The organism is Ruegeria sp. BC7 (assembly GCF_056539165.1).
This window is the reverse complement of record NZ_JBQFUL010000015.1, coordinates 14,522-36,780: the sequence shown is the minus strand read 5'-3', so window position 1 is coordinate 36,780 and position 22,259 is coordinate 14,522. Positions and strand designations below refer to the sequence as shown.

General features: G+C 51.7%; 22 protein-coding genes. 13 read left to right on the top strand and 9 right to left on the bottom strand.

Annotation, left to right across the window (positions count from 1 at the left end; all coding sequences use genetic code 11):
- A partial coding sequence (locus ACR0KS_RS20190) for a hypothetical protein (protein ID WP_480693328.1) occupies positions 1 to 338 on the top strand: 338 nt, incomplete at its 5' end.
- A gap of 47 nt (positions 339 to 385) precedes the next feature.
- Here the strand turns inward: ACR0KS_RS20190 and ACR0KS_RS20185 are convergent.
- The gene (locus tag ACR0KS_RS20185) at positions 386 to 1,180 is read right to left on the bottom strand and encodes a TniB family NTP-binding protein (protein ID WP_170568195.1); all 795 of its coding nucleotides are present in this window, start codon (positions 1,178 to 1,180) and stop codon (positions 386 to 388) included.
- A gap of 507 nt (positions 1,181 to 1,687) precedes the next feature.
- Here ACR0KS_RS20185 and ACR0KS_RS20180 point away from each other — a divergent pair.
- Complete coding sequence (locus tag ACR0KS_RS20180) at positions 1,688 to 1,987, top strand: hypothetical protein (protein WP_108862067.1); 300 nt, start codon at positions 1,688 to 1,690, stop codon at positions 1,985 to 1,987.
- A gap of 195 nt (positions 1,988 to 2,182) precedes the next feature.
- On the top strand, positions 2,183 to 3,886 hold the full coding sequence (locus ACR0KS_RS20175; RefSeq protein WP_170568196.1) for an alkaline phosphatase family protein: 1,704 nt from the start codon (positions 2,183 to 2,185) through the stop codon (positions 3,884 to 3,886).
- Between the two features lie 154 nt (positions 3,887 to 4,040).
- Here the strand turns inward: ACR0KS_RS20175 and ACR0KS_RS20170 are convergent, their stop codons facing one another.
- The 3 genes from ACR0KS_RS20170 to ACR0KS_RS20160 form a co-directional block, all read right to left on the bottom strand.
- Positions 4,041 to 4,457: a c-type cytochrome gene (locus ACR0KS_RS20170; protein WP_170568197.1), complete on the bottom strand. Its 417-nt coding sequence runs from the start codon at positions 4,455 to 4,457 to the stop codon at positions 4,041 to 4,043.
- 175 nt (positions 4,458 to 4,632) lie between these two features.
- Positions 4,633 to 5,559 (bottom strand): DMT family transporter, encoded by a 927-nt coding sequence (locus tag ACR0KS_RS20165; protein WP_170568198.1) that lies wholly within the window; start codon positions 5,557 to 5,559, stop codon positions 4,633 to 4,635.
- A 387-nt stretch (positions 5,560 to 5,946) separates the two neighbouring features.
- Positions 5,947 to 6,918 (bottom strand): AraC family transcriptional regulator, encoded by a 972-nt coding sequence (locus tag ACR0KS_RS20160; RefSeq protein ID WP_170568199.1) that lies wholly within the window; start codon positions 6,916 to 6,918, stop codon positions 5,947 to 5,949.
- 148 nt (positions 6,919 to 7,066) lie between these two features.
- On the opposite strand from ACR0KS_RS20160, the gene ACR0KS_RS20155 reads away from it, so the two are divergent.
- Positions 7,067 to 8,554, top strand: coding sequence for a DUF1214 domain-containing protein (locus ACR0KS_RS20155; protein WP_170525331.1), 1,488 nt, complete (start codon positions 7,067 to 7,069; stop codon positions 8,552 to 8,554).
- A gap of 138 nt (positions 8,555 to 8,692) precedes the next feature.
- Positions 8,693 to 10,195, top strand: a complete 1,503-nt coding sequence (locus ACR0KS_RS20150; RefSeq protein WP_170525329.1) for a DUF1254 domain-containing protein — start codon at positions 8,693 to 8,695, stop codon at positions 10,193 to 10,195.
- Between the two features lie 567 nt (positions 10,196 to 10,762).
- Here the strand turns inward: ACR0KS_RS20150 and ACR0KS_RS20145 are convergent.
- Entirely contained in the window at positions 10,763 to 10,960 is a 198-nt protein-coding gene (locus ACR0KS_RS20145) for a hypothetical protein (protein ID WP_480693327.1), read from the bottom strand.
- Positions 10,961 to 11,212: 252 nt separating this feature from the next.
- Entirely contained in the window at positions 11,213 to 11,431 is a 219-nt protein-coding gene (locus ACR0KS_RS20140; RefSeq protein WP_152456637.1) for a hypothetical protein, read from the bottom strand.
- A gap of 211 nt (positions 11,432 to 11,642) precedes the next feature.
- On the opposite strand from ACR0KS_RS20140, the gene ACR0KS_RS20135 reads away from it, so the two are divergent.
- The 5 genes from ACR0KS_RS20135 to ACR0KS_RS20115 all read left to right on the top strand — a co-directional run bounded on the left by ACR0KS_RS20135 (position 11,643) and on the right by ACR0KS_RS20115 (position 16,477).
- Positions 11,643 to 12,143, top strand: a complete 501-nt coding sequence (locus ACR0KS_RS20135) for a Dps family protein (protein ID WP_170567585.1) — start codon at positions 11,643 to 11,645, stop codon at positions 12,141 to 12,143.
- A 47-nt stretch (positions 12,144 to 12,190) separates the two neighbouring features.
- A complete protein-coding gene (locus ACR0KS_RS20130) occupies positions 12,191 to 12,478 on the top strand; it encodes a sll1863 family stress response protein (RefSeq protein WP_170567584.1) in 288 nt (95 codons plus the stop codon).
- A gap of 39 nt (positions 12,479 to 12,517) precedes the next feature.
- Positions 12,518 to 13,792 (top strand): DUF2254 domain-containing protein, encoded by a 1,275-nt coding sequence (locus ACR0KS_RS20125; protein ID WP_170568201.1) that lies wholly within the window; start codon positions 12,518 to 12,520, stop codon positions 13,790 to 13,792.
- A gap of 327 nt (positions 13,793 to 14,119) precedes the next feature.
- Positions 14,120 to 14,896 carry a fumarylacetoacetate hydrolase family protein gene (locus ACR0KS_RS20120; protein ID WP_170567582.1) on the top strand — a complete coding sequence of 259 codons (777 nt, stop codon included), beginning with the start codon at positions 14,120 to 14,122 and terminating at the stop codon, positions 14,894 to 14,896.
- Positions 14,897 to 15,082: 186 nt separating this feature from the next.
- Complete coding sequence (locus ACR0KS_RS20115) at positions 15,083 to 16,477, top strand: DUF2779 domain-containing protein (RefSeq protein WP_480693326.1); 1,395 nt, start codon at positions 15,083 to 15,085, stop codon at positions 16,475 to 16,477.
- A gap of 84 nt (positions 16,478 to 16,561) precedes the next feature.
- Here ACR0KS_RS20115 and ACR0KS_RS20110 read toward each other — a convergent pair whose 3' ends face one another.
- Entirely contained in the window at positions 16,562 to 17,536 is a 975-nt protein-coding gene (locus tag ACR0KS_RS20110; protein WP_170568223.1) for an adenylate/guanylate cyclase domain-containing protein, read from the bottom strand.
- 2,103 nt (positions 17,537 to 19,639) lie between these two features.
- Here ACR0KS_RS20110 and ACR0KS_RS20105 point away from each other — a divergent pair.
- From ACR0KS_RS20105 to ACR0KS_RS20095, 3 genes are all read left to right on the top strand, one after another.
- The gene (locus ACR0KS_RS20105; RefSeq protein ID WP_170567617.1) at positions 19,640 to 19,777 is read left to right on the top strand and encodes a hypothetical protein; all 138 of its coding nucleotides are present in this window, start codon (positions 19,640 to 19,642) and stop codon (positions 19,775 to 19,777) included.
- Positions 19,777 to 20,466 (top strand): hypothetical protein, encoded by a 690-nt coding sequence (locus ACR0KS_RS20100; RefSeq protein WP_170382452.1) that lies wholly within the window; start codon positions 19,777 to 19,779, stop codon positions 20,464 to 20,466. The genes ACR0KS_RS20105 and ACR0KS_RS20100 overlap by 1 nt, the downstream gene beginning before the upstream one ends.
- A gap of 74 nt (positions 20,467 to 20,540) precedes the next feature.
- On the top strand, positions 20,541 to 20,789 hold the full coding sequence (locus ACR0KS_RS20095; protein WP_039524390.1) for a ParB N-terminal domain-containing protein: 249 nt from the start codon (positions 20,541 to 20,543) through the stop codon (positions 20,787 to 20,789).
- On the opposite strand, the gene ACR0KS_RS20090 is transcribed toward ACR0KS_RS20095, so the two are convergent.
- Together ACR0KS_RS20090 and ACR0KS_RS20085 are read right to left on the bottom strand one after the other, a co-directional pair.
- Positions 20,781 to 21,794 (bottom strand): fatty acid desaturase, encoded by a 1,014-nt coding sequence (locus ACR0KS_RS20090; RefSeq protein ID WP_170452345.1) that lies wholly within the window; start codon positions 21,792 to 21,794, stop codon positions 20,781 to 20,783. The genes ACR0KS_RS20095 and ACR0KS_RS20090 overlap by 9 nt on opposite strands.
- A gap of 74 nt (positions 21,795 to 21,868) precedes the next feature.
- The gene (locus tag ACR0KS_RS20085) at positions 21,869 to 22,075 is read right to left on the bottom strand and encodes a cold-shock protein (protein ID WP_170382448.1); all 207 of its coding nucleotides are present in this window, start codon (positions 22,073 to 22,075) and stop codon (positions 21,869 to 21,871) included.
- Positions 22,076 to 22,259 lie beyond the last annotated feature (184 nt).

The window sequence follows — 22,259 nt, the reverse complement described above, 5'->3', positions numbered from 1 at the left end:
AACGCGAAATCATCGGTGATCCGACACTTGAAAAAATCCACCTGGAAAGCGGTGTCGTACTGCATTTGTCAGGGCACCATCATGCCTTCTATCCAGGTTGGAAAGACGGCGTGGCTTACGTCTCTCAAGCTTGTTTGGGAGGTGGTCCGCGACGGCTTATCGGCTCAAAAGCCAGATCACCTCACAGCTTCACTCATGTTACGTTCCAGCCAAACGGAGAATTTGGGATAGCAGTATATCGTGGACCCGATTTCGAAAGGTCGGTAAACTTCAAGTCGCTACCGAAAGAGATCAGATCCCCGAATGCGGTATTAAAGCGCTTAGACCTTGTGAAATGATTAGAGGTTGAGTTTCAACTCAACTTTTTCAGGGACCAGATCGTTTATCATCTCTTCGATCCGAGCTTCCGACAATCCACCCGAAGTGATGAAAAGCAAAGAAACGCGAGATTTTCCAGGAACGTGGTGTTTTCGGACCAACTTCCAGCCAGCGTCTGCGGCCAAACGCGGCCGCCTGACACTCCGTACAGGCGCACCACAATGTCATGAGGGTCAAAGTCAAACTCTAGACCGGCTTCTTGCAAGCTGTTGAGTGGCGTTGCGATAGCACCAGCGAAGTTGGTTTTTTCCTCTTCAACGGACCAGGAATAAGGCAACATGTAAGTGGATTTCATTGCCCGATCACGGCACTGTTCGTTCTCATCCAAAATTCTCTGAAATTTGGGCAACCCGCAGAGGACCAGTGTCACACCTGTGTTGTCCACGAGGCGTTTGAAATGGTCGGTAACGCCCCGCTTTGACAACCGTTCACCACGTTCGGCGCAGTGATTGCACTCGTCCATCGCAATGACACGAATGCCCTTGCTCGTGATTTCCTTGTATAGCTGTGCCTCGATCTCTGACGCAGATGACCCTCTCTTACCGCTCAGTTCCAGCGAAGCCAGCATGGATCGAACAAGCATTTTGTCATTTGGCTTGTTGGGGATGGAACCGATGACAAAATCGCTGTCATACACCCATCCCTGGTATTCAGTTGTTGGCTTACCGATAGTATCCCGCAGATCCTCGAGCATCCGACTTTTTCCGCATCTTGTTGGACCGAGGAAGGGCACGATTGACCCACCGAGCCGCTGTGCAAGGCTAATGGCTTCAATCAGTTCACTGCGCGTTTGTTGATACAAGGCGTGATATGGGTGCTCCCACTAACCTTTTTGTTTGAAAGCAGAAGCCTATCGTACGAGAGCGTAGAGAAATTTACGCGCGGAAAAAATATTGATTTATTAAAAATTAGGTTCAAACATGCGAATTCGACACAACTTTATTTTACCTCCGTTGTTGTCGTTGCTGCTCGCTGTGCCGAGCCCTTTCGACTGCTGGCGTGAGTGCTGGCGGTCGGAAGGCACTTTACAATGATTGAGCGCTGGGAGGACGCGATGCTTAGACTTAACGTACTCGCCCTCTTTCCAGAGTTTGCTCTAGCATTTGCTAGTGACCTCATTCGGCCTTCACACGTTAATGTCGGCCCCGATAGTCAACGAGATATCGTCCCGCCGACCAAGCCCACCGCGGCAAGTTTTGGGAATGGTAGTCACAGGATCAAGGTATGTTCAATTGGCTGCACAGACGCGGGAGCTTCAAACAAGCGCATCCAATTTCACTAATTTCAAGGGAACCAGAGGGAGAAGAAAATGTCTAACAAGATGGTGATGATTGTAGGCGCGACATGTTTCGCACTGCTTGCGGCCTGCGACGATACGAGTACATCAAGCGCGTCCGCCGAGCTCACGCCGGCTCAGCAGGCGTGTTTGCGAGATGTAGCTAACACGACGAACAATTCGCAAGTCGTGGTGCTCTCATCCGCGTTTAGCGAGGCGGGAACACAGGTCACAGTCGGCGTTGGCGAGGATCGTGCTCCTTGGAATTGCATTGCTTACAGTGATGGCGCGACAGCTGGTATCGAGTTCCTGGGCGACGAAGGCGCATTGTGAGCAGTCTGCTGCGTAGCTGAAAACGGCTGCGCAGCACTGGCTTGATCTGCTGAGGCTCGACTTGGTTTGTAGAACCACCATCATCGTATTCGCGGTCCTGTACCTGTTGGCGTTGGTTGCATTCTTGACGGGTTGTTCTAGCACGCAATTGCAGTCGCGACTGACCTGCTGCGCATTACAGCGAAAGGGAGCATTATGACCAAAACACTGAGAGCTTGTTTGTCTTTGTGGTTTGTTGCAGTCGCTCCTGCGTATGCGCAAGAACCTCCTCGTCTCGTTTTGCAGCTGACCGTTGACGCGTTTCGGGGCGATCTGCCGACACGCTACTTTGAGAATCTTGGGGAGGGTGGCCTTAAGTATTTACTAAAAAACGGTGTACACTATGTGGACGCCCATCATTGCCATGCCAATACAGAGACGGTTGTCGGGCACGCCACATTGGCGACCGGGGCAACTCCGGCAGTGCACGGGATGATCGGAAACATCTGGTTCGACAGAACCTTGGATCGCGTTGTCTACAACGTTGAAGACCGCACAGCTCCGCTTCTTGGAGATGGCGCTGGCGTCAATGACGATATTGAAATTGACCCAACACAGGCGGCAGCTGGCACAGATGGTCGGTCACCACGCGCTATGCTTGTTACGACGCTTTCGGACGAATTAAGTGCTTCCACTGCTGGTGCGGCCAAGGTCTTCGGAGTTTCAATCAAAGACCGTGGGGCTATTACAATGGCGGGAAAAAGCGGCAAAGCCTTCTGGTTCTCGAAAGCCGCAAATCGTTTTGTCACAAGCTCATATTATTACGACAAATACCCGGATTGGGCTTCCTCATGGAATGACGCGTCGCCGAGCGCCTCCTTTGAAGGAACCTCTTGGGAGTTGATGCACCCAAAGGAAGTTTATCTCTTTGGCGACCGCGACAACCAACCATGGGAGACGGATGTCGCCGGGTTCGGCATAACCTTTCCTCATCGCTATTCTTCGACGCAAAATGGGTTTGACCCGCTGGAAAATCCCTACTTTACGACCTTTTTAACGCTTAGCCCCGCTGGCGACGATCTGACGGCGCAATTTGCCAAACGATTGATTGCTGCCGAGGATATCGGGCAAGACGCGGTAACGGATTATCTGGCGATTAGCTTCTCGTCCGTGGATTACGTCAACCATGTGTTTGGCCCCTCCAGTCTTGAAGCCGAGGACACGATATACCGCCTCGATCAGACTCTCATGAATCTCTTCGCGTTTATCGACGAACGGATTGGGCTGGAAAACGTTTTGACCGTTCTATCGGCGGACCACGGCACCACCGATGCGCCGGGCTATTTGGAGAGTGTTGGCATCCGAACTGGCCTTGTTGCTCCGGACACATGGGACCCGACGGAACAGATAGCCAAGCTTAAGGAGCGGTTTGGGATCACCGGGAAATTGCTTGAAGGTTATAATCACCCCTATCTCAATATCGCCCCCGAAGTATTGGCTCGCAGTGATATTGATTTACCCACGCTGGAGTCAGCTATTGCAGAAGAGCTTCTATCCTTTCCCGATGTGGCATTCGCCGTCCCCAGTACGGCTATCGAAGCAAACCTCCTACCCGATACCGACATCATGCGCTTGGTCCGCAACAACTACCACCCCACCCGATCCGGGAACATATACGTAGTCTTCAAACCCGGCTGGTTCATCGCAGACTTCGATGGTCTGTCCGTCACATCCACCCACGGGTCACCGTGGCGCGGTGACACACATGTGCCGATTATCTTTGCTGGAACGAACTTAAAACCGCAACGGGTCGCACGCCGTGTTTGCACGACTGCTCTCGCATCCACACTTTCTGCATTATTGAGCACGGCACGTCCTAATGGTGCGAGCGGTGAAGTGTTACAAGAAGTCTTGGATTAGACCGCTGTGAAGCGCGAGTCCTGATATTGAAGCAAGCTAGGCAAAACCGCGACGGCATCGTCCACAACGCGATCCTCATATTCGTTGCTTCTTGGCGACTACGGAAACCGCCCAACGCAGCACTCTTTAGCGTACACAAATGCGGAGCAGACCTTCACGGAACATATCGTTCCGGCTTCGGAGACTGAATACTCTCCAAATACTCAGCAATATCGATAAGTCTGGAAGGAATACGCGTAACCAAACCATTCCCCGTATCGAATTCGACAGTAGGGGCGTCATTCAATTCGGTGATTATAGGCATGTCATCGCGAGGTTCTTGAACTTTCAAATAACCGTCCAAGATCGACATGACCTCCAACATGGGCCACACACCCCCTCTGCGTTCGGAAATCTTTGTTAAGTCAGCAGGCACTGTTTTCAAATCAGCTGCGTCAGGTCCTTTTCCAGATGCATCGAGCCCGTGACATCTGGCGCAATGCTCAACAAAGAGGTCTTTGCCAAGGTTCGAAAACTCATCGGCCACAGATATCGTTGCAACCGAAGAAATGCCCGTGCCTGCAACGATCATAAAGTACCTCATAATCCGGAGGTCCTTTGCTAAACGAGAGTTCACTACAACAAAAATGGACCGACATCTTCCGCCGGTCAACGTCGGTCCTTTAACACATAACGTTCGCTACCCGCTTCGGGCAGCAAGCAGCCAGTGATGCTTACCTCAGAGAACGGCAGCGCCGAGCCCTATGCTACCGCCTCGGTGATTTTGTAAGCACGGTCGATACGGTGCGCGTCTTTTTACTTCTTGTGATCGCAATTGCGCCCAGCACTAAGGCACATGCAAAAGCTTGAGGAAAAGAGATGGCTTCGCCAAAAGCAAGATATCCCACGGCAAACATCGTGGGTAATTCGATACTTCCGACGACCGCAGTTTGGGAAGCTCCAATAACAGGCGAGCAAATCGTGTAGATGAGCTGAGGCACGAAAGCGGTCACCAGACCAATACCAACAATGAAAAGCCAGTCGGATTGTTCGCTTGGGAGAAGCTCTCCAACCTCAGCACCTAGGATGAGCGGGGCGAGGCCAAGAACAGACCCCAGAGAAACTGACGCGATACGTGCCAACGGTGCAATACGTGACAACCTGTGTACTAGGACGCAAATTCCGAAGCCAAACCCAAATGGGGCGGCAAGGGATAGCAGCAGCGTTGGTAGATGTTCCGCAGCCACTGACGCGGGCGAGCCAGCAATGACAGCTGCCACTACAATCAGACTAGCGGCCAACATGGCGCGTCTCGTGGGCGCATCGCCAAACACAGCCCAAGCAATAACTAAGGTGAACACCGGATAGGTCATGTAGAGCACACCTACTGTCGATGCGGGCAGCGTCTCCAGCGCCGTTACATATCCGATCCAACCAAGCCCCATTACGGCTCCGGCGGAGAGACCCCAAATGATCTCTCGCCATTCTTTTCGATGCACAATGAGAACAGGAAGCAGAAGAAGGGCCGCAACAATGTAGCGGTAGAATGCGACCGCATAGGGTGCAACGCCCTGTTCGGTTAGGCTGCGGCTGAAGTAGGGAACCAGGCCGAAACAGATTGAAGCAAAAAGAACACCAAAAACGGCAAATGCATAAGGGATGGATGGTCGATTTCGCGCAGATGTCGTGGCCATAATCTGGAGCTATCACGCATTTGCATCTTCGTCTTCAGAGATTCTACGAAAGACTGCTTTGTCCCGCACACCGGTCGTTCACTGAATTTTTCTGAGCGACCGCACTGAGCCCAATCTGGTCATTGATGAATAGTGCGGCATTCGTCACGAACGGGCGGAATGCCGACATTCGCTGCGGCATGCACTAAAACCTTAAATGAGCAAAAAGCGGACATAAGGCTCTCGTGGCAAGACATCGTTAAACGCTTCTTTCTAGGGAAATGCGAGACGTCCGTATCCACCAATCTAAATGTGGCGGAAACGGCTACACAGTTGAGCGCATCTACAGCGCGTTAGTCGGGGCGGACGCACTCAATCAAAAGGTAGAAGAAACAGTCTTTTCTTGCTTCAGCGATGCCCAAAAAATGCTGCATACTCTGAGGGTGCCAGACCGGTTTCTTTTCGAAAAGCTCGGCTGAAGTTCTGGGAGTTTTCAAACCCAAGGTCGACTGCAACCTCTTGCACTGACAGGGATCCTACACACAGCATTTCCTTTGCCCGGCATGCTTTGACTTGGTTAGCCAGTGATCGGAAATTCGTGCCCTCTGCTTGTAGCCGCCTCTGCAACGCTCGAGGCCCTATGTTGATGGACCTAGCTGCTGCTTCAAGAGAAATTCCGTTAGTGAAAATTTGAAGTTCCATGATCCTCGACACAACATCGGCAAAACAGGACGGGGTTACATTTGAACGCTCTCTTGCGATTTCTTCTAGTGTTGCCGTTGAAGAGGTTTCACCTTTGACCTTGGTTATCAGAGCAGATTGCTCGAACAGGATTTCCAGTCGATCTTGTCCCCAAGTAACCGGACATCCAAAGGTTGCTTCAACTTCTTCGTGTGCCGTTGGGCGAGGCAGGTCTATTCGTATCTGTTTTGGCCGCCATTTTGGTCCCATGTAGTGTACTAAAATACTAAGCACCGCACCCAGTGCCGAGAAAGCTATGCTTGGATACGCTACATGATCTTTGAGGGAGAAACGATATTCATAGCCGCAGAGATCACCAGCGCTTCTAAAGAATGTTCTGTCGTGAGAAGAGTGATATGGCATCACTTTTTGAGCACGCTCTAAAGCAGCCCGAAGATATGGGGCACCAAGAACGTACCTGCCCCAGGCACCATAGTCCGCTACGGTTAACTCGGGTGCCCATAATAGACCAATGTTTTCGTCACCTACGGCGCGACCTACCTCGCCTATGAAGTTAGCCAGTGCCTGTTTTGGAATGTATCCATCGCGGCTTTCAACAAAATCGTATGGCAATTCAGCCTTGGCAAGGGCTCGGGTTAAGGTCTTCTCTCCGAGGGCATCCAGCGTGAACTGAGGCATGGCTCCAAGAGCCTTCGCAGTTATCGTTGGAGGAAGAGACATCACATTTTTGTTTCCGAAAGGGCAACTGTCGTGAAATGATACGTTGGAAAGTTACCTTTTGGCTAGTGTCGACTCTCCTGTCACGATTTTGCCAAGGGAAACCAACATGAAATTGGGACTTTCACGCATTGCTTTAACTGTTGCTTTGTCGGTGTCGGCCTATGCCACGCAGGCACAAACATTCAACGACACCGGAGATATCCTTGCGCGTTCAGCGCAAGTTCAAGACGTCGAATATCAAATGATGGTCCAACGGGCGACCCAGACGGCAATCTGGGCCATGCCAGCAACTGGAATGATCGACTTTTTAAAAGGTATTCGCCGAGACTTGGGGGGCGACATCAACGATGTGGTGTACTTGAATAAGCCTTTTGATTCCAAACACGGGTTCCTGACTGCCAACGACGTAACGGCCTATGCTTGGAGTTCGATGACCTCTGAACCGGGTCCGTTGGTGGTTGAGGTGCCAGCGGCCACCGACAAGGTGAGTTACTTCGGAACAATTGTGAATGCATGGGATTCGCCGATTGAAGATGTTGGCCCTTCCGGCGCTGACAAGGGCGAAGGTGGCAAATACTTGCTGCTGCCACCCGGCTATGACGGCGAGAAATCCAAAGCCGATCTCGAGGCCGAGGGCTATCTTGTTTATGAGACGGACACCTACCAGTACGGATTCTCGTTCCGGCCGCGCCTCTACAATGGTGCAACCGATGCGGATGCCGCCGAGTATGCCCAACAGATTAAGGTCTACTATTTGTCGGAGGCAGACAATCCACCTCCGACCACTTATCACGAGGCGTCCGAGGTGCCTTATGACTCCCTGCCTTATTACAACCATACGTTCTTTCAAGACGTGAATGATTGGCTCCAAGGCAATCCGGTTCGCCCTCAAGACAAGGTCATGGTCTCGTTCCTAAAAGATCTGGGAATAGAAAAGGGTAAGCCCTTTGAGCCGACTGAACGGCAGCTCTCCGCGATGGATGAAGGGCTGGTGCTGGCCTATGCCCAGATGCAGCGATACTTTGTTGAACCTGGCAAGGCGACTGTACCGCTTTGGGTTGACGATAAGGGTGAGATGAAAACCCAGTGGCTAGTCTGGGATTTTGTAGAAGGGCAGGCAGAAGCCGGATTCCCATACGAAACCGAAACCGAAGTTCTGGTCGATGACCGGGCGGGTGGCAGTTACTTCTGGATCACCTACTTACCCAAATATCTGGGTGGAGGCACTTTCTATCTGACGGGTTTGAACGACAGCGACGGTGAAATGTATGACCACACGAAAACCTACAAGCTGAATGTTCCCGCCGACACGCCAGCCAAGGATTTCTGGTCGGTTATTGTCTATTCAATGGAGACCAAGAGCTTCATTCGCAATGTCGACCGGGTGGGCCTATCATCGCGAGACGCGGCTGACATGCAGATGAATGAGGATGGATCCTACGACATCTATTTTGGCCCGGAAGCTCCGGAAGGAAAAGAAAGCAACTGGATCCCTACACCGGAAAGCTACTTCCTCTTGTTCCGCCTTTACGGGCCGGAAGACGGTTGGCTGCAAAGCGGCTGGATTCTGCCTGACATGGAAAAGTTCAAGTAGAGAGTTTTCCGCTCATCTAAAGGCGCGTTGCAGAGAACTTAGGGGCATGTCTCAATCTAAAAATTCATGTCCCAAATTCAAAAGCGATCCGCGCAGCAGGCGCCCATTTTTAGTTTATCAGATTAAGGAGACACACCAATGAAACTAACCGCACTAATGGCAAGCACTGCGCTGGTTCTTACCACGTCCTTCGCATTTGCTGACGCGCCAAAGTATGCCGCTGACGTACCCGACAATGTCCTGACCCCAGATGTTGTAGAAACTGACTCGCTGGGCAACCTGGAGTTTTTCGACGGCATGCCTTCGGATGAAACGGTGCAAAAGGCATTCGACAACCTCGACCTGATCCGGGCAACCACGGCCTTTATGGATGGTATGAAAATCGCCTCACTCAGGGGCATGTTCCAGGGCTACGAAGACGCCGGGGCCAAACCGAACGAGATCGTGATCACCGAAGACCTCATGGATGCTAAGTCGATTTGGCTCACTCCGAACACGACCACGATCTACATCGGTTCAAATGTTGACATATCCGAAGGGCCGATGGTCATCGAAGTGCCCGCGGGTTTGCTCGGCTTGTTGGACGACGCCGCGTTTGATTATGTCGCCGACATCGGCGCTCTGGGGGCTGACAAAGGCAAGGGTGGAAAATACCTCCTCATGCATGAGGATGATGAAACCCCGGTTCCAGACGGCTATTTTGAACTGCGCACCAAGACCTACGAACACTGGCTGTTGCTAAGACGCTCGCCTGGCCCAAATGGAGAAACCGAAGGTCCCGTTTCCGAAATCAAGGCTGGTCTGAATGTCTACGCCCTGAGTGAAGCGGCTAATCCGCCAGCTGAGACCTTCATCAATGTGTCTGGGGTCCAGTACAACACTGTTCACGCAAACAATGAAGACTTCTACGAAGAGATCCACGTCGCTCTGGACAACAACCCTGTCGGGGCCTTTGCTCCTGAAATCGTAGGAAACTTTGCCTCGCTCGGCATCCGCAAAGGAGAACCGTTCGAACCAGACGAGCGTATGCAGGGCATTTTGAAAGAAGCAGCAGCGATTGCAAATGCGACTGCCCGTTCAATCACCTATGCCTCGCGTGACCCCGGCGTTTTCTTTTACGAAGACCGCCAGTGGAATTCACCATTTCAAAGGCAGAGCTACCAGTTCCTTGAGGATGGCGCACGTATCCTGGATGACCGCACCTATTTCTTCTATATGGCAACGGGTATCACGCCAGCTATGACCGCACCTCCCGTTGGATCGGGCTCTGTCTACGCAATGACCGCTCGGGACGGAGACGGCGCGTATCTAGATGGCTCGAAGACCTACAAGGTCACCTTGCCTGGCCCGGTGCCTGCCAAAAACTTCTGGTCGTTCATGCTCTACAGTGGTCAGACGCGTTCGATCCTGGAAACCGATCAAAAGTCTGGTGGTATCGACTCCAAACGTCCTGGCATCAAAGCGAATGAAGATGGAAGCTACACGATTTACGTTGGCCCCAAAGCTCCAGAAGGTTGGGAAAACAACTGGGCGCAAACGATGCCAGGAAAAAGCTTTAACGTGATGATGCGTCTTTATGGCCCGTTGGAACCTTGGTTCGACAAGTCCTGGAAGCCCGGCGACTTTGAATTGGTTGAGTAAAGACTGCTAGCTTTGCAGTTATTCAAGAAGCCTGTGCTAGTTAGCGCAGGCTTTTTTTATTGAGGTCTTTACATTTGGCATAGTGCACGGCGCAGAAGCGAAAAATTGGGAGAAAGGATTGTGCCTATACAGATTCGCCGACGACCTGATAGAGGGTTTTATTGGTCCGCTTTAGGCTAAGAGCAGTCGTTGTGTTCGACTTCCGCGAAGGCCCGCTTTGGGCCGGGAGTTGCCGTTGCTCACCCAGCAATCGATGGCAGCTTCGTCCGCAGTGCGGTCATTAGTGAAAACTCTGCGAACGTCTGCACCGAGCCAAAAGCGGTCAATTGGCAGAACAGTATCCTATCCGAAAATCGCCTCTAAGCTTCTGGGTCGCTCGAAGTTTTTTCGAGCTCAGCGAGATCCTCCCAAACGCCTTCAGGGATGGACCACTCTGCCCATTCCATTGCCTGTTGAACATGCTGAGGCCATGTCACTCCGCAAATCGTCGAAGTGATGTCGTCGTTTTTCAACGAGTATTGCAACGCGACCGCCCCGACTGGGACATCGTAGTGCCCGCACACCTCTTCAACAGCACGTATTGGCGCAACGGGATGTGTCCAGGAACGCATTTGGCTGCGAAAGAATTGCCCGAATTGTATCAATCGCGCGGTCTTCATCAACCTCATACCCGTAGATTTCCGGGATACTTCCCAACCCCGTCGATCCAAACCCGATGCTGGGAACCCTAATCCCTGTCTTACCAATTTCGCGTAGCTCCGCCATGCCAACCTCCCAATTGGTTCCGGACATTCACGAATGTTGCGCGAGTAATTTATTGAAAACAAGTCAGACTTGTCGCTGGAGTTACTCTCTGACCTCAACGCAATTGTTCAAACCGCAAATTCACCAAGCTTTTTCACGAATTGTAGAAGTTTCCACAATGCAGACATTCACTGAATTCTGCTTAACAGCCAGCTGAGCGCGGCACTGCGAAGCGTCTCGGTGCTTCAATCGATTGCTTTATGGATGTTCTTGTCACTCGTCCACTACACGAAACTCGCCGGAAGGCGCGTCAGTAGGTGGCTCTTCGAACTCATTGGAAATCAGACCGCGGCGGATGAGTTCTCGAATAGCGGCCGCTCTAGATGGCAGTCTGTTTTCGAACCGCCAATCATCGATGGCTTTAAGCTCTTCGAGGTCGAGCATCAGTTGCAGTTTTTCCGTGCGCTTTGGCGGTCGATTTTGATCAGACACTGGCATGACCTCAGTAGCTTACGTCAGTTACTCCAAGCATGTATGCCAATGGGCCTGCGTGTCTACAGCAATGTTGGCATGTTGTGCCGGATACCCAGGATCATGAAGCGCCCCATGATGTGTCGGATACCTATATTAAGTGTATGATTTTATTTGAAAAATATTTTGTCGCTCTTAAGTTTTACTCCACAAGCAACGAAACGGAGTGAAAATGATACAACAAGTTTTGAAGTCTGAAGTTCAGGAAGAAACCAACGACACAGGCATCGATAAGAACGCCTGGATCGCCAACGCAGTGACCGAAGTATTGGCTGACACCATGGTCCTGATGGTGAAAACGCAAGGCACACATTGGAACGTCGTGGGTCCGTTATTCCTGCCGATCCATGAACTAACAGAGCGTCAGTATCGCGACCTGTTCGAAGCTGCGGATGAATTGGCCGAGCGTGTGCGCGCGTTGGGTCAGGTGGCACCGATTTCGTTCACTGACATGGTTAGCCAAGCCAAACTGACCGAAGAAGAAACGGTCAAAGATGCAGAGGGCATGATCAAACAATTGGTCGCAGACAACGAAGCGATTGCCCGGAATCTGCGTGAGACTGCTGCGACCGCAGCCCGTTATGGCGATGGGGCTACAGAGGATCTGATGAACGCCAGGATGGCGAAGCATGAGGAAGCGGTCTGGATGCTCAAGGCAATTGTTGCGGTCTAATGGATGGCTACCCTCGATCTGAACCTCCGTTTGAGAAGAAAGGAAAAATGATGACACGTGTTGGGTACGAGAAAAAAGCACAGCTGCAATTGGATAGTTGGAATGCTCAGATTGATGTTCTCGAAGCCAAGCTGAAGGTGGCTGAAGCAGATGCCAAGCTCGAGCTCGAGGAACAGCTTAGCAAGCTCTACAAGGTAAGGTCCGATGCAAAAACGCAGCTGGAAGAGTTGAAGTCGGCCAGCGACGAGGCCTGGGAAGATGTCAAAGAGGGCTACGAGGCAGCTTGGGGCGATATGCAGAGTGCTTTGAAAGAAGCGGCCGACCGGTTCGCGTAAAGCTTCAAGCTGGGTTCGTCAAAAAAGCTTGTGTCGTGAATGGGGACCGGAATGCAAACACCTAGAGAATTAGTGAGGTACTTTCGCGGGTTCCTAACCATCCCTGCCGCCATAAGTCTTTCAGGGCTTTTGGTGGCTGGGATTGTCTTCAAGACGGAGCAGGCGCTCGTGGGTTGGGGTTGGTCCGCTTCCGATTGGCTGAGCGTTTCTAATCGTACTGCGAGCGATGTACTAAGCGCAATCTCGGCAGCATCCATGTCCGCGTTGGTCATGGTCTATTCCATTGTTTTGCTGGTCTACACCTTGGCGGCAGGATCTATTGGGCCCAGGCTCTTGCAGCGCTTTGGCGAAGACAGGGTAAATCAGGTTGCAGTTGGCTCACTTGGAGCAACGTTTTTGTACAGCTTGATGACCTTGTGGCTGATACGCGATGACACATCAGTCAATTTGGCCGTTGCGATTGGAATAGTCTATTCGATCATCTCAGTTCTTTTGCTGCTGCTCTTCGTTCATACAGTATCGACGCGCGTAACCATTGATCAGGAGGCGGCGCGGATTTCTGAAGCCTTGGATCGCCAAGTCAGCACCGCAATCGAAAACAGTGCAGATATTCCATCTTCAAAGGCAGTCCCTGAGATGGGGGACAAGCGCCAAGTCTTGGCTTCTGGCACTGGATATGTGAACTCGATCAATACCGAAGGTCTGGTGAGAGCGGCCAAGAAGGTAGGAGCGGTCGTCGTTTTTGATGTGCAGCCAGGTGACTTCATGGTTCCAACGGACACTTTGGCCAGTGTTTATGGTGACAGTGACGAAAACCTGAATGATCTGGCGAAAGCGTCAGCTCCGTTGATCCCCGCGCGAGATCCTACCGGAGATATCCGCTTTTCTGTCCATCTCCTCGTGGAAATCGCACTTCGGGCGTTGTCACCAGGTGTCAACGACACGTTTACCGCAATAGTCTGCATCGACCGACTGTCGGCGTCTCTGGCCCGTGCGTGGTCGTCAAAGCTCTGCACGGGTGTGTATCGGGATGATGACGGAAACGTGCGGGTGGTTTACCCTTCCATCACGGCTGAGGCACTGTTTCACGACTCGATGCCAGCTCTCCGACGCGCTGCTCGGGGTAATGGCCTCGTAACAGCCGCCCTTATTCGAGCTTTGGTGCGCATCGCGGAGGCAGCTCCAGAAGAAGATTTGCGAGCTGTTGTAGATGAACTATCTGCGGTCAGAGATGAGACCCGAGAAAGCGATATGCTTGAGCGCGATATTGATAAGTTTTGCGGCCAAGTGGAAACCGCAATTGAACGATTTTAGTCAACCGTTCTGGACAATTGCAGTCCAGTGCGGCTGGGGGGTGGTTTGTGAGTGGGCCATCCCCCAACTTATGGAGAAGTGCTTATCGTTTGGTCTTAGGCTAATTTCACCGAAAGGTAGTCACTGGTTGGTGAAACCAGACGGCTACTTTGTCCGCAACTAAGTTTTTGCCCCGACTATGTCGAACATTCGCTGTTGGTAGAAACTGCCGTTTTAGTTCGAGACACTTTATAGGTCCTGAACCACGACTTAGGCGGAGATCACTATTTTGGCCCTTCAAAACCTCGATTGCATCGCAATCCAGCCGTCGGCAGGTATAATGCGAATATGACAAGAGATATTGAAGCTAAGGCTCAGACAATCGCTGAGGCCCTGACCTCTGCACAGCAGATATCCATACTGTCTTCAGAGGCAGTACAGCTGACGCTGGATGACGCTTATTCGGTTGCAAGTCGCGTCCGAGAACTTCAGGGCAAAAAGAAAATTGGCCGGAAGGTCGGCTTCACGAACCGCATGATTTGGCCTGTTTACGGAGTGGATCAGCCCATTTGGGGAGAGGTTCACGCAGATGGGCTGTTTTCGACTGATCAGCCGGTAAACTTGGCAAGGTATTCAGAACCGAGAATCGAACCAGAAATCGTACTAGGCCTTGGCAATGCCCCGACGGCTGAAATGAACAATGAGCAGCTGGCAGGTTGCGTGGAGTGGGTTGCTCCGGGATTTGAAATTGTTCAATCGATTTATCCCAACTGGAAATTCTCGGTCGAAGACTCAATCGCTGCACAAGGATTGCACGGCTGCCTTGTTCTTGGCGACAAAATCGCGGCTACGCATGATGTCTTGAACGGCTTGGCCGAAGTGCCACTAGCATTGTTCAAGGGCACCGAGGCCATCGAGTCCGGCAAGGGTGAAAACGCGCTTGGAGGCCCAATTGAAGTCCTGGCTCATCTTGTGTCTCTACTCTCACAAGCCGACCAGCTTCAGGGAGGCGAGCTGGTTACAACCGGTACTTTGACAGACGCATGGCCAGTGTCTCCGGGTGAAGAATGGTCAGCTGGTTTTGGTGGCGTGATGGACACCGAGCTCTCGGTACGATTTACATGAGGCTTTGGTAGAGTGGTGACGCCGACTGCACCAAAGAAATGTTGCTCTCAATAGCTGACCATGATGGTCTTCCACTGGTTTCATCAATTCTGGGATGCAAATTAAACGATGCTATCCAAATCAGATTACATGATGTTTCTTAGGCACCCTGCCTGGCTATGGATCAAGAAACACGCCAGGCACCTGTTGCCGCCGATTGACCCTTCATTGCAAGCGCGTTTTTTCGAGGGGCACGCGTTTGAGCCTTATGCTGAGGAGCTATTTGGTGATCTCGTTCGCCTCGGTTTTTCAGATTTTTCAGAGTACCAAGCTCTGCCCTCGCGCACTCTGAATGTTTGGAAAGATGGTGCGAACGCCGTGGCACAGGGTCGCTATGAAGATGGGCACATAACTTGCATCTCCGACATCGTGAGCCGCAGTGGCGATGGGTACGTTCTGACAGAGATCAAGAGCGGGACATCTGCAAAGCCCGAACACACTTTTGATCTCGCATTCCAGCGTGTCGGGCTTGAGGCAGCGGGGTTCCCCATTGCGCGCTGCGAAGTGGCACATGTGAACCGTGATTACGTCAGAAACGGCGAAATCAATCCGCAAGAGCTTGTCAGCATCACTGACATCACGGATGCGGTGACTGAGCAGCTCGAAAAAACACGCACGCGTATAGATCAGGCATTGAGCGTCGTTGCCAGCGGTACGATGCCTGATCCGTCCCCCGAACGTGCGCGCCTTAAATCCTATGTTGAATGGCTGGAGATCCGCGAAAAACTCGACCCACCTCTCGCGCATGACAGTATCCACCGCCTTCCGTTCATGAATGCGGAAAAAGCCTCGGAACTCATCGCAAATGGGATCACAAAGATTGACGAGATCAGCGATCCATCTGTGTTGGGCAAGTCAACACAGCGCTACTTGAGAGCTCTGGCGAATGATGCACGCACTATCGATCATCAGGAGTTGAGCAGGTTTCTGAGCGAGATTGTCTATCCGGTTTATTATTTTGACTACGAGACATCTCAGAGTTTGCTGCCGCCCTGGGACGGAACGCGTCCCTATCAGCAAGTGGCTTTCCAGTATTCCTTGCATATCCAGCATGAGCCTGGCGGAGAAATTGAGCACAGGGAGTATCTCCACCGAGACGCCAGTAACCCAATGCCAGCCTTGCTGAAAAGGCTTCGTGAGGACATAGGAAACGTTGGCTCTGTAGTGGTTTGGTATGCTCCGTTCGAGAAATCGCGCAATACGGAAATGGCGGAAACTTATCCAGAGCATGCAGAGTTCCTGGAAGGCCTAAACGCCCGCGTTGTAGATCTTATGAAGCCGTTTGCAGATGAAGTGATCAACGATCCCGCGTTCAAGGGAAGCGCCTCTATCAAGGCCGTTCTTCCAGCGTTTTTGCCAGAACTTTCATACGATGATCTGGACATCAAAGAGGGGGCGAGCGCGTCTCGCCTTTGGAAGGACGTAACACTGGCCGAACCGGGTGATCCAGCGCGCGAGAAGGTATATTCTGATCTTGTTGCGTATTGTACGCGCGACACCTGGGCGATGGTCGCAATTCATCGGGAATTGCTGGCGATGTGAGGTGTGCTGCGAACCAAAAGACGTTTTACGACTTTGCTCTACTGGATATCTGTGTGGGTTTTCGGTGTTAGAGCAGCCGCAAACTCAATCTTGCCACTCCAACCGATACAAGACGTGGTGACCGCGTAGACCTTTCAGGAGTCTGGGTTCTATTTCAGAAAATGAGAAATCGGTTCGCGCTCCGACCATGGCACGAGTCGCATCTGAAACGAGTATCTCGCCTGCCGCACCAACGGTCGTTATGCGTGACGCTTTGTTGACCACAGTACCGAAAAAATCTCCACGAGATTGCACGACATCACCAGTGTGAATTCCAATCCGGACACCGAATGACGGCTCCTCGGAAGCCGATGCAATAGCCTTCTGAATCTTGACAGCAGCCGTTAGCGCTTCCTTCGCGGACGGAAAGACGGACAACGTTCCGTCTCCAAGGGATTTCACGAACTGGCCATGATACTTTTCAATGATCGCCGCCAAGACTTGGAAGTGGTTTTCGATCAGCACCGACCAACTCTGATCGCCCAACGCCTCTGCCAAGGTTGTACTGCCCTCCACATCAGTGAAAAGTACCGAAGCGAAACCTTCGGTTTGGATCAGATCGGGTCCATCTTCGCGCGCAGCATCAACCAGTTTTTGGATGGCCAGCTGCTCTTTACCCACGAGTTCGATATTTGGAGTGGGCACTGAAGCGTGGCGATTGATGATCTTCCAGGCTGCTCCCTCCAAGACAAAAATCAGAACGGTGCGGTAAAAGACGGCTTCATCAAAGCCGACAAACTGAATCTTATGGACAAAAGACGACCATCCCGTTTCTCCGTTTTCGAAGGCTTCCGCTTCAATTTCTTCAAAAACGACGGGCGCCGGGATCTCTGCGAAAAAACCGCTAACCCCATCGCGAACCGCTTGCCCGCTCCAAAACTCTCCTTGGCCTGTCCCAACGAACCGTAGTTCATCTGCTTTCGACAGAAAATCCCGCAACTCGTCAGTATTCTTCTTGGTTCTGAGTATTTCATACCAACGCCTGGAAACTGCCAGCAGTTCAGGTGAGGAACGTATCATCACAAATGACTCGAAACGCTAAATGGAATGAGACTTGGAAGGTTTTGCAACCGGGATCTCCATTTTTCGAAAGATGCAGGTCAATGCTGCCGCTGAGGTTTGGTCAGATCAAGACTTTTGTATTTCTCCAGAATGGAGCGCTTCAGACGCAGATCAAAAGACGCGCGTCGGTTCAGAGCGAACTATCGACAGAGTTTCTGGGTTCGAGTCTGCATCACAGGGTACGCTGACAAATTTGGGTCGTGGACAGCGGACGAGATTGAAGCTCTTCGATGTGATGTGGTTGAAACAGCTACAGAGGAGGAACTACTGGCCGAGATCGAACGCCGGCGAAGAGCTGGTCTACTGCCCAAGGGGACCTCGAATGATGGCTTCTCAGATCTGGTTGATGATCTCTGGGGCAAACTCGATACAGACCCAGACCGCTAGTACAGTTACCTGCCGCCATTACCCAATATTTTACATACGAAGTCTTATATGGCGACTGTCGTTGTAGTATTGCGCTTCTTCTAAGCGCCTCTCCTGCTAGGAACCAAAGCGCCCCGGACAAGCATTTCGCCAACACTGCTCTGCGGAACTATGTACCACCAGTCTCTACTATGAGCATGGTTGACCGCAACCAGCCCAAAACGGACATTCGCAATTAGACTTTGCAATTCCCGAGAAGCGTAGCAGATCAACCATTTGCTCGCGCCGCGAGTGCTTGCGCAGCATCAGTTCACAGGAGCGGCACGAATGTCGATGCGTTGCTGCTGATGACGTCAGGCCAGTCATTCATAGCCACGAGGAAACCTTGATCACGTACCGCTCTGTCGCCGCACTCAGGCTCGACAAGAGAGACGCGGACTTAAGCTGCCATTCGCTGCTGCTCCGCCCCCAAATCCCTACAACAACAGATTAATGCCAAGTAACTTCTTTCGGCGGTTCACCAGGCTACTTGGTCACGTGCTTGTTTCACAAACACCTGCCTTAGCAGTACTAGCGTTGCGACGAGGGAAACTTCCTTGACTCTATTCTGGCAAAGGACCACAAACGTGCATTGGTGAAAATTACTCGTCGTCGCGATGCTGCCGGCTTCGATGATCCAATGGCCTTCAGACTAACTGTAGCATGTGCCCCAGCATAGGAACGGGTCGCGCTGGGGTCTTCGCGTTGAGCTCGTTCCTCGCAAGCATTCGCAACTGTCACCTGACATGCTCCAGTTATCGCGTGACCCATCAATGAAGGCGCCGTATGAACAGAACATGGCTTATAAATCGCGTGCCCGATGCCGGATAGATCAGGTCTCAGGCTCCGTTTCAATCAGTCACTCATCGTGTTTTCGCGCCGCGTTCTTTGTTTGATCCCGACACTCTTGGTGTTGCTCTCCGGAACGCAGCTTCCCGCCCAAGTCGCAGGCAATGCTGATGGATCGGTCTGTGACGAAGGCTTCGAAAACAAGAACGGATCGTGTCAAAGAGCAAACGCACCTGAAAATGCGCATTTGACCGGCAGTTCCTATGGTCCAGGTTGGGTATGCAACCATGGATTCAAGCGTGTTGGAGATTTTTGTGAGGAAATAGAAGTTCCTAAAAACGCATATCTTGCATCGACCGGAGATCGATGGGAGTGCAATCGGCTCTTCCGACAAGTCGGTGAAAGATGCGAAGAATTGATAGCGCCTCAAAATGGGTACGTCGGAACCCGGTTTGGCGCACAGGAAATACACTGCAACTGGGGATTTCGTAAGGAAAGCCAAACATGTGTTGCAATAGAAGTTCCAAAAAACGGTCGTCTGAGCGACAAAAGAAGCTCGGATGGGTGGGTATGCCTCAGAGGGTACAGGGCAGCGGAGAGCGGCTGTGAGCCTGTGGCCGTTCCACAGCATGCATACCTTGCGCCTGAAACCTACTCTGGATGGAAATGTGAACGTGGCTTTCGCGCAAACCAGGACAGTTGCGTTGCGATCCTAGTCCCTTCCAACGCTCATTTGAATCGAAGAGGTGATGGTTGGGAATGTAATCGGCCGTTCACAAGACAGAACGATAAGTGCGCCGAAAATATGCCGCGAAAATAGGTTCGCTGGAAATCAATATCGCCTGACAAATCCGGAAGGACCAAGCCGTGAACCATAACTCGATTGACGAAAACCTTGGCAAAATGCTCAAGGCCGAAAGGGCGCATCGCTGGTCCTACAGAGTAAAGATGTTTATCGCGTTATTGGTGTTTGTTGCGACCATAATTGTGGTGGTGTTTCTCTGATGCGCAAAAATGCCCCTCAAGTAACCCTTCACGGTTCAAAGATGTCAGCTCGTGGTCTGGAACAAAGAGCATTTCAGGATCGCAGTGTTCGTGAGTCGCGGAACGCTGACGTAGCAGGAGTGATTGAAGAAGAATTTGGAAAGTACTTGATTAAGGCCGGCATCCTGAGCGGTAACAGCGTTGCGCGCGCATTCCCCAAGCCACCGGCTAAAACGCAGACAATGATTGCTGATGCAGTCGGCGAAACACCAGCATTGGCCATCGAAGCATTAAAAGAAATTCTCGGTGAACGAGACAGGAAACGTAGCGGTCAACGCCGTTTGGAGAGAAACTCCGGCACCCTCGTTCCCAGTGAAAGAGAATATGCCGAGGCATTGCGACAGATTAGGCTCACCCCTGCGCAGGTCACTATGCTCAAAGCACTTACAATCGCAGGCAAGGACGGTCTGACCATTGGTCATTTGTCTCAGGCGGCCGGTTACAAATCGCGCGAGGCCTCCATCAAGGTTTTTAAGAAAATCGGACTATTGATCGCAGAATATCTGGAACTGGACCTACCCGAAGCCGGATCGGTGCAGAATGATGGCGCCGCTCAGGTCCTGGCGTTTTCTCACATCGAAAGTGACGATGAGCCAGCCACTTGGGTTATGCATCAGGAACTGCGCGACGCTGTTCGTTCGGTTCTATGACGCACGTTCCAACCCCCGCTTTTGCAACGAACTCTGAACCGGAACAATTGCACGAAAGGTTGCTCACGTAGCTTATGTTGGAGAAAAGACCATATCCGCTCGACCTGATCTATGTACCTGTGAAACGGGCGAAAACGCTTGATCAACAAAAAGTTCTGACGCTGGCCGAAGATATCCTGAAGAACGGCCAGAAGACCCCGATCCAAATACGCTCGGACAACAAGAGGTTCGTGCTGATTGAAGGCCTTCACCGATTAGAGGCCATTCGCGCCCTGGGCGGTGATACGGTCGAAGCCTATCTGGTACGCGCCAGACTACACTAAATGCCTTTTGGAATTGGCGTTCGACAAAGCCTCGGAAAATGTCAGCAGACGTTGACTTTTTTCATCCCAAAGATGCAATCGTGCACAATGAAAGCTCTCATATAGAGTAATACGCTGGCAATTTTCTAACGCAGAATGGTCACGCAAAACTTCGTTTAGCCGGTAAAACGGTATGCGGCTGGCAAGGTGGTGAACATGGTGTACGCCGATGTTAGCAGAGAACCACCGCAGGATGCCTGGTAGGGCATAGTGAGAACTTCCGTAGAATGCGGCGTTCTGAAGGTTCCACCCCTCTTCCCGTTCCCAGGTCGTGTGTTCAAACTGGTGTTGAATATAGAAAAGCCAAATACCAATCGATGATGCGACAATCATGGTTGGTAGGAAAACATACGATAATACCTCAATGCCTCCGGCCCAAAAAACTAGGGCCAATATCCCTGCAATTGCAGCGTTTGTTCCCATCGCACTTGCCCAGTACAGCCAGCCCGAACGCATGAAACCAAGAGGTAAACGGTTTTGAATAAAGAACGTATAGATCGGCGCAACACCGAACAGGAAGACGGGGTTCCGGGTCAGACGATAAGCGGCACGCCCGAACCACTTCCGCTTCAGGTATTCTTCAGTGGTCAATGTAGGGATGTCACCCATACCACGCCGATCAAGGTTACCGGTTGAAGCGTGGTGAATCGCATGGCTTTGCCGCCAAACGTCATAGGGTGTCAGGGCAAGAACACCTAGAACCCGACCGGTCCAATTGCAAACAGTGCGACTTCTAAAGAAAGATCCATGACCGCAATCATGCATAATGATGAAGATACGGACCAGAAACGCGGCATTCAGGATGGCCAGTAGTATTGCGATCCAGACACTAAAAGATAACGCAAACCACGCTAGGGCCCATAGCGCAAATAAGGGAGCAACTGTGATCGCAAGTTCAAAAACACTGCGCTTCGCATCGGCAACACGGTATTGCGCGAGCACCCGCGTCCAGTCTTTAGGTTGCAAGTTACTTGTTCTCCAATGGCTTATTGTAGCCCATTGTTCAATAGGGCACCCGAAAAGGGTGCCCTTAAAAAAGGTCAGGCGAGTGCCAGATTGGCGGCGCTTTCGCGTCCGTCACGGCCAGCTTCGACGTCAAAAGTAACCTTCTGACCGTCTTTTAATTCACTAAGGCCGGAACGTTCGATTGCTGAGATATGCACGAACACATCGCGCTTGCCATCTTCAGGCTCGATAAAGCCAAAACCTTTAGTCGAGTTGAACCATTTTACTGTGCCATTTGCCATGGTGGAAATCTCCAAATACTTGCCGCCCGCATTATTGCGGCGACTCGGCGTGGTCGGTCTGAATCGAAAGACTGAACGCCGAATTGGGGAGACAGCAGGTCGAAAAAGAAAAACGTAAGCCTTGTGTATATGGACTTCGAGTACGCACGATACAAGCCTTGATGCGGTGGAGGGCAACAGAGAA

Excerpts from the sequence above, each read along its gene's own strand:
- ACR0KS_RS20145 (WP_480693327.1), bottom strand. The coding sequence starts at position 10,960 with ATGGCGGAGCTACGCGAAATTGGTAAGACAGGGATTAGGGTTCCCAGC.
- ACR0KS_RS20170 (WP_170568197.1), bottom strand. The coding sequence starts at position 4,457 with ATGATCGTTGCAGGCACGGGCATTTCTTCGGTTGCAACGATATCTGTG.
- ACR0KS_RS20095 (WP_039524390.1), top strand. The coding sequence starts at position 20,541 with ATGTTGGAGAAAAGACCATATCCGCTCGACCTGATCTATGTACCTGTG.
- ACR0KS_RS20180 (WP_108862067.1), top strand. The coding sequence starts at position 1,688 with ATGTCTAACAAGATGGTGATGATTGTAGGCGCGACATGTTTCGCACTG.
- ACR0KS_RS20130 (WP_170567584.1), top strand. The coding sequence starts at position 12,191 with ATGATGACACGTGTTGGGTACGAGAAAAAAGCACAGCTGCAATTGGAT.
- ACR0KS_RS20155 (WP_170525331.1), top strand. The coding sequence starts at position 7,067 with ATGAAATTGGGACTTTCACGCATTGCTTTAACTGTTGCTTTGTCGGTG.
- ACR0KS_RS20175 (WP_170568196.1), top strand. The coding sequence starts at position 2,183 with ATGACCAAAACACTGAGAGCTTGTTTGTCTTTGTGGTTTGTTGCAGTC.
- ACR0KS_RS20125 (WP_170568201.1), top strand. The coding sequence starts at position 12,518 with ATGGGGACCGGAATGCAAACACCTAGAGAATTAGTGAGGTACTTTCGC.
- ACR0KS_RS20120 (WP_170567582.1), top strand. The coding sequence starts at position 14,120 with ATGACAAGAGATATTGAAGCTAAGGCTCAGACAATCGCTGAGGCCCTG.
- ACR0KS_RS20150 (WP_170525329.1), top strand. The coding sequence starts at position 8,693 with ATGAAACTAACCGCACTAATGGCAAGCACTGCGCTGGTTCTTACCACG.
- ACR0KS_RS20085 (WP_170382448.1), bottom strand. The coding sequence starts at position 22,075 with ATGGCAAATGGCACAGTAAAATGGTTCAACTCGACTAAAGGTTTTGGC.
- ACR0KS_RS20100 (WP_170382452.1), top strand. The coding sequence starts at position 19,777 with ATGCGCAAAAATGCCCCTCAAGTAACCCTTCACGGTTCAAAGATGTCA.
- ACR0KS_RS20160 (WP_170568199.1), bottom strand. The coding sequence starts at position 6,918 with ATGCCTCAGTTCACGCTGGATGCCCTCGGAGAGAAGACCTTAACCCGA.
- ACR0KS_RS20165 (WP_170568198.1), bottom strand. The coding sequence starts at position 5,559 with ATGGCCACGACATCTGCGCGAAATCGACCATCCATCCCTTATGCATTT.
- ACR0KS_RS20135 (WP_170567585.1), top strand. The coding sequence starts at position 11,643 with ATGATACAACAAGTTTTGAAGTCTGAAGTTCAGGAAGAAACCAACGAC.
- ACR0KS_RS20110 (WP_170568223.1), bottom strand. The coding sequence starts at position 17,536 with ATGATACGTTCCTCACCTGAACTGCTGGCAGTTTCCAGGCGTTGGTAT.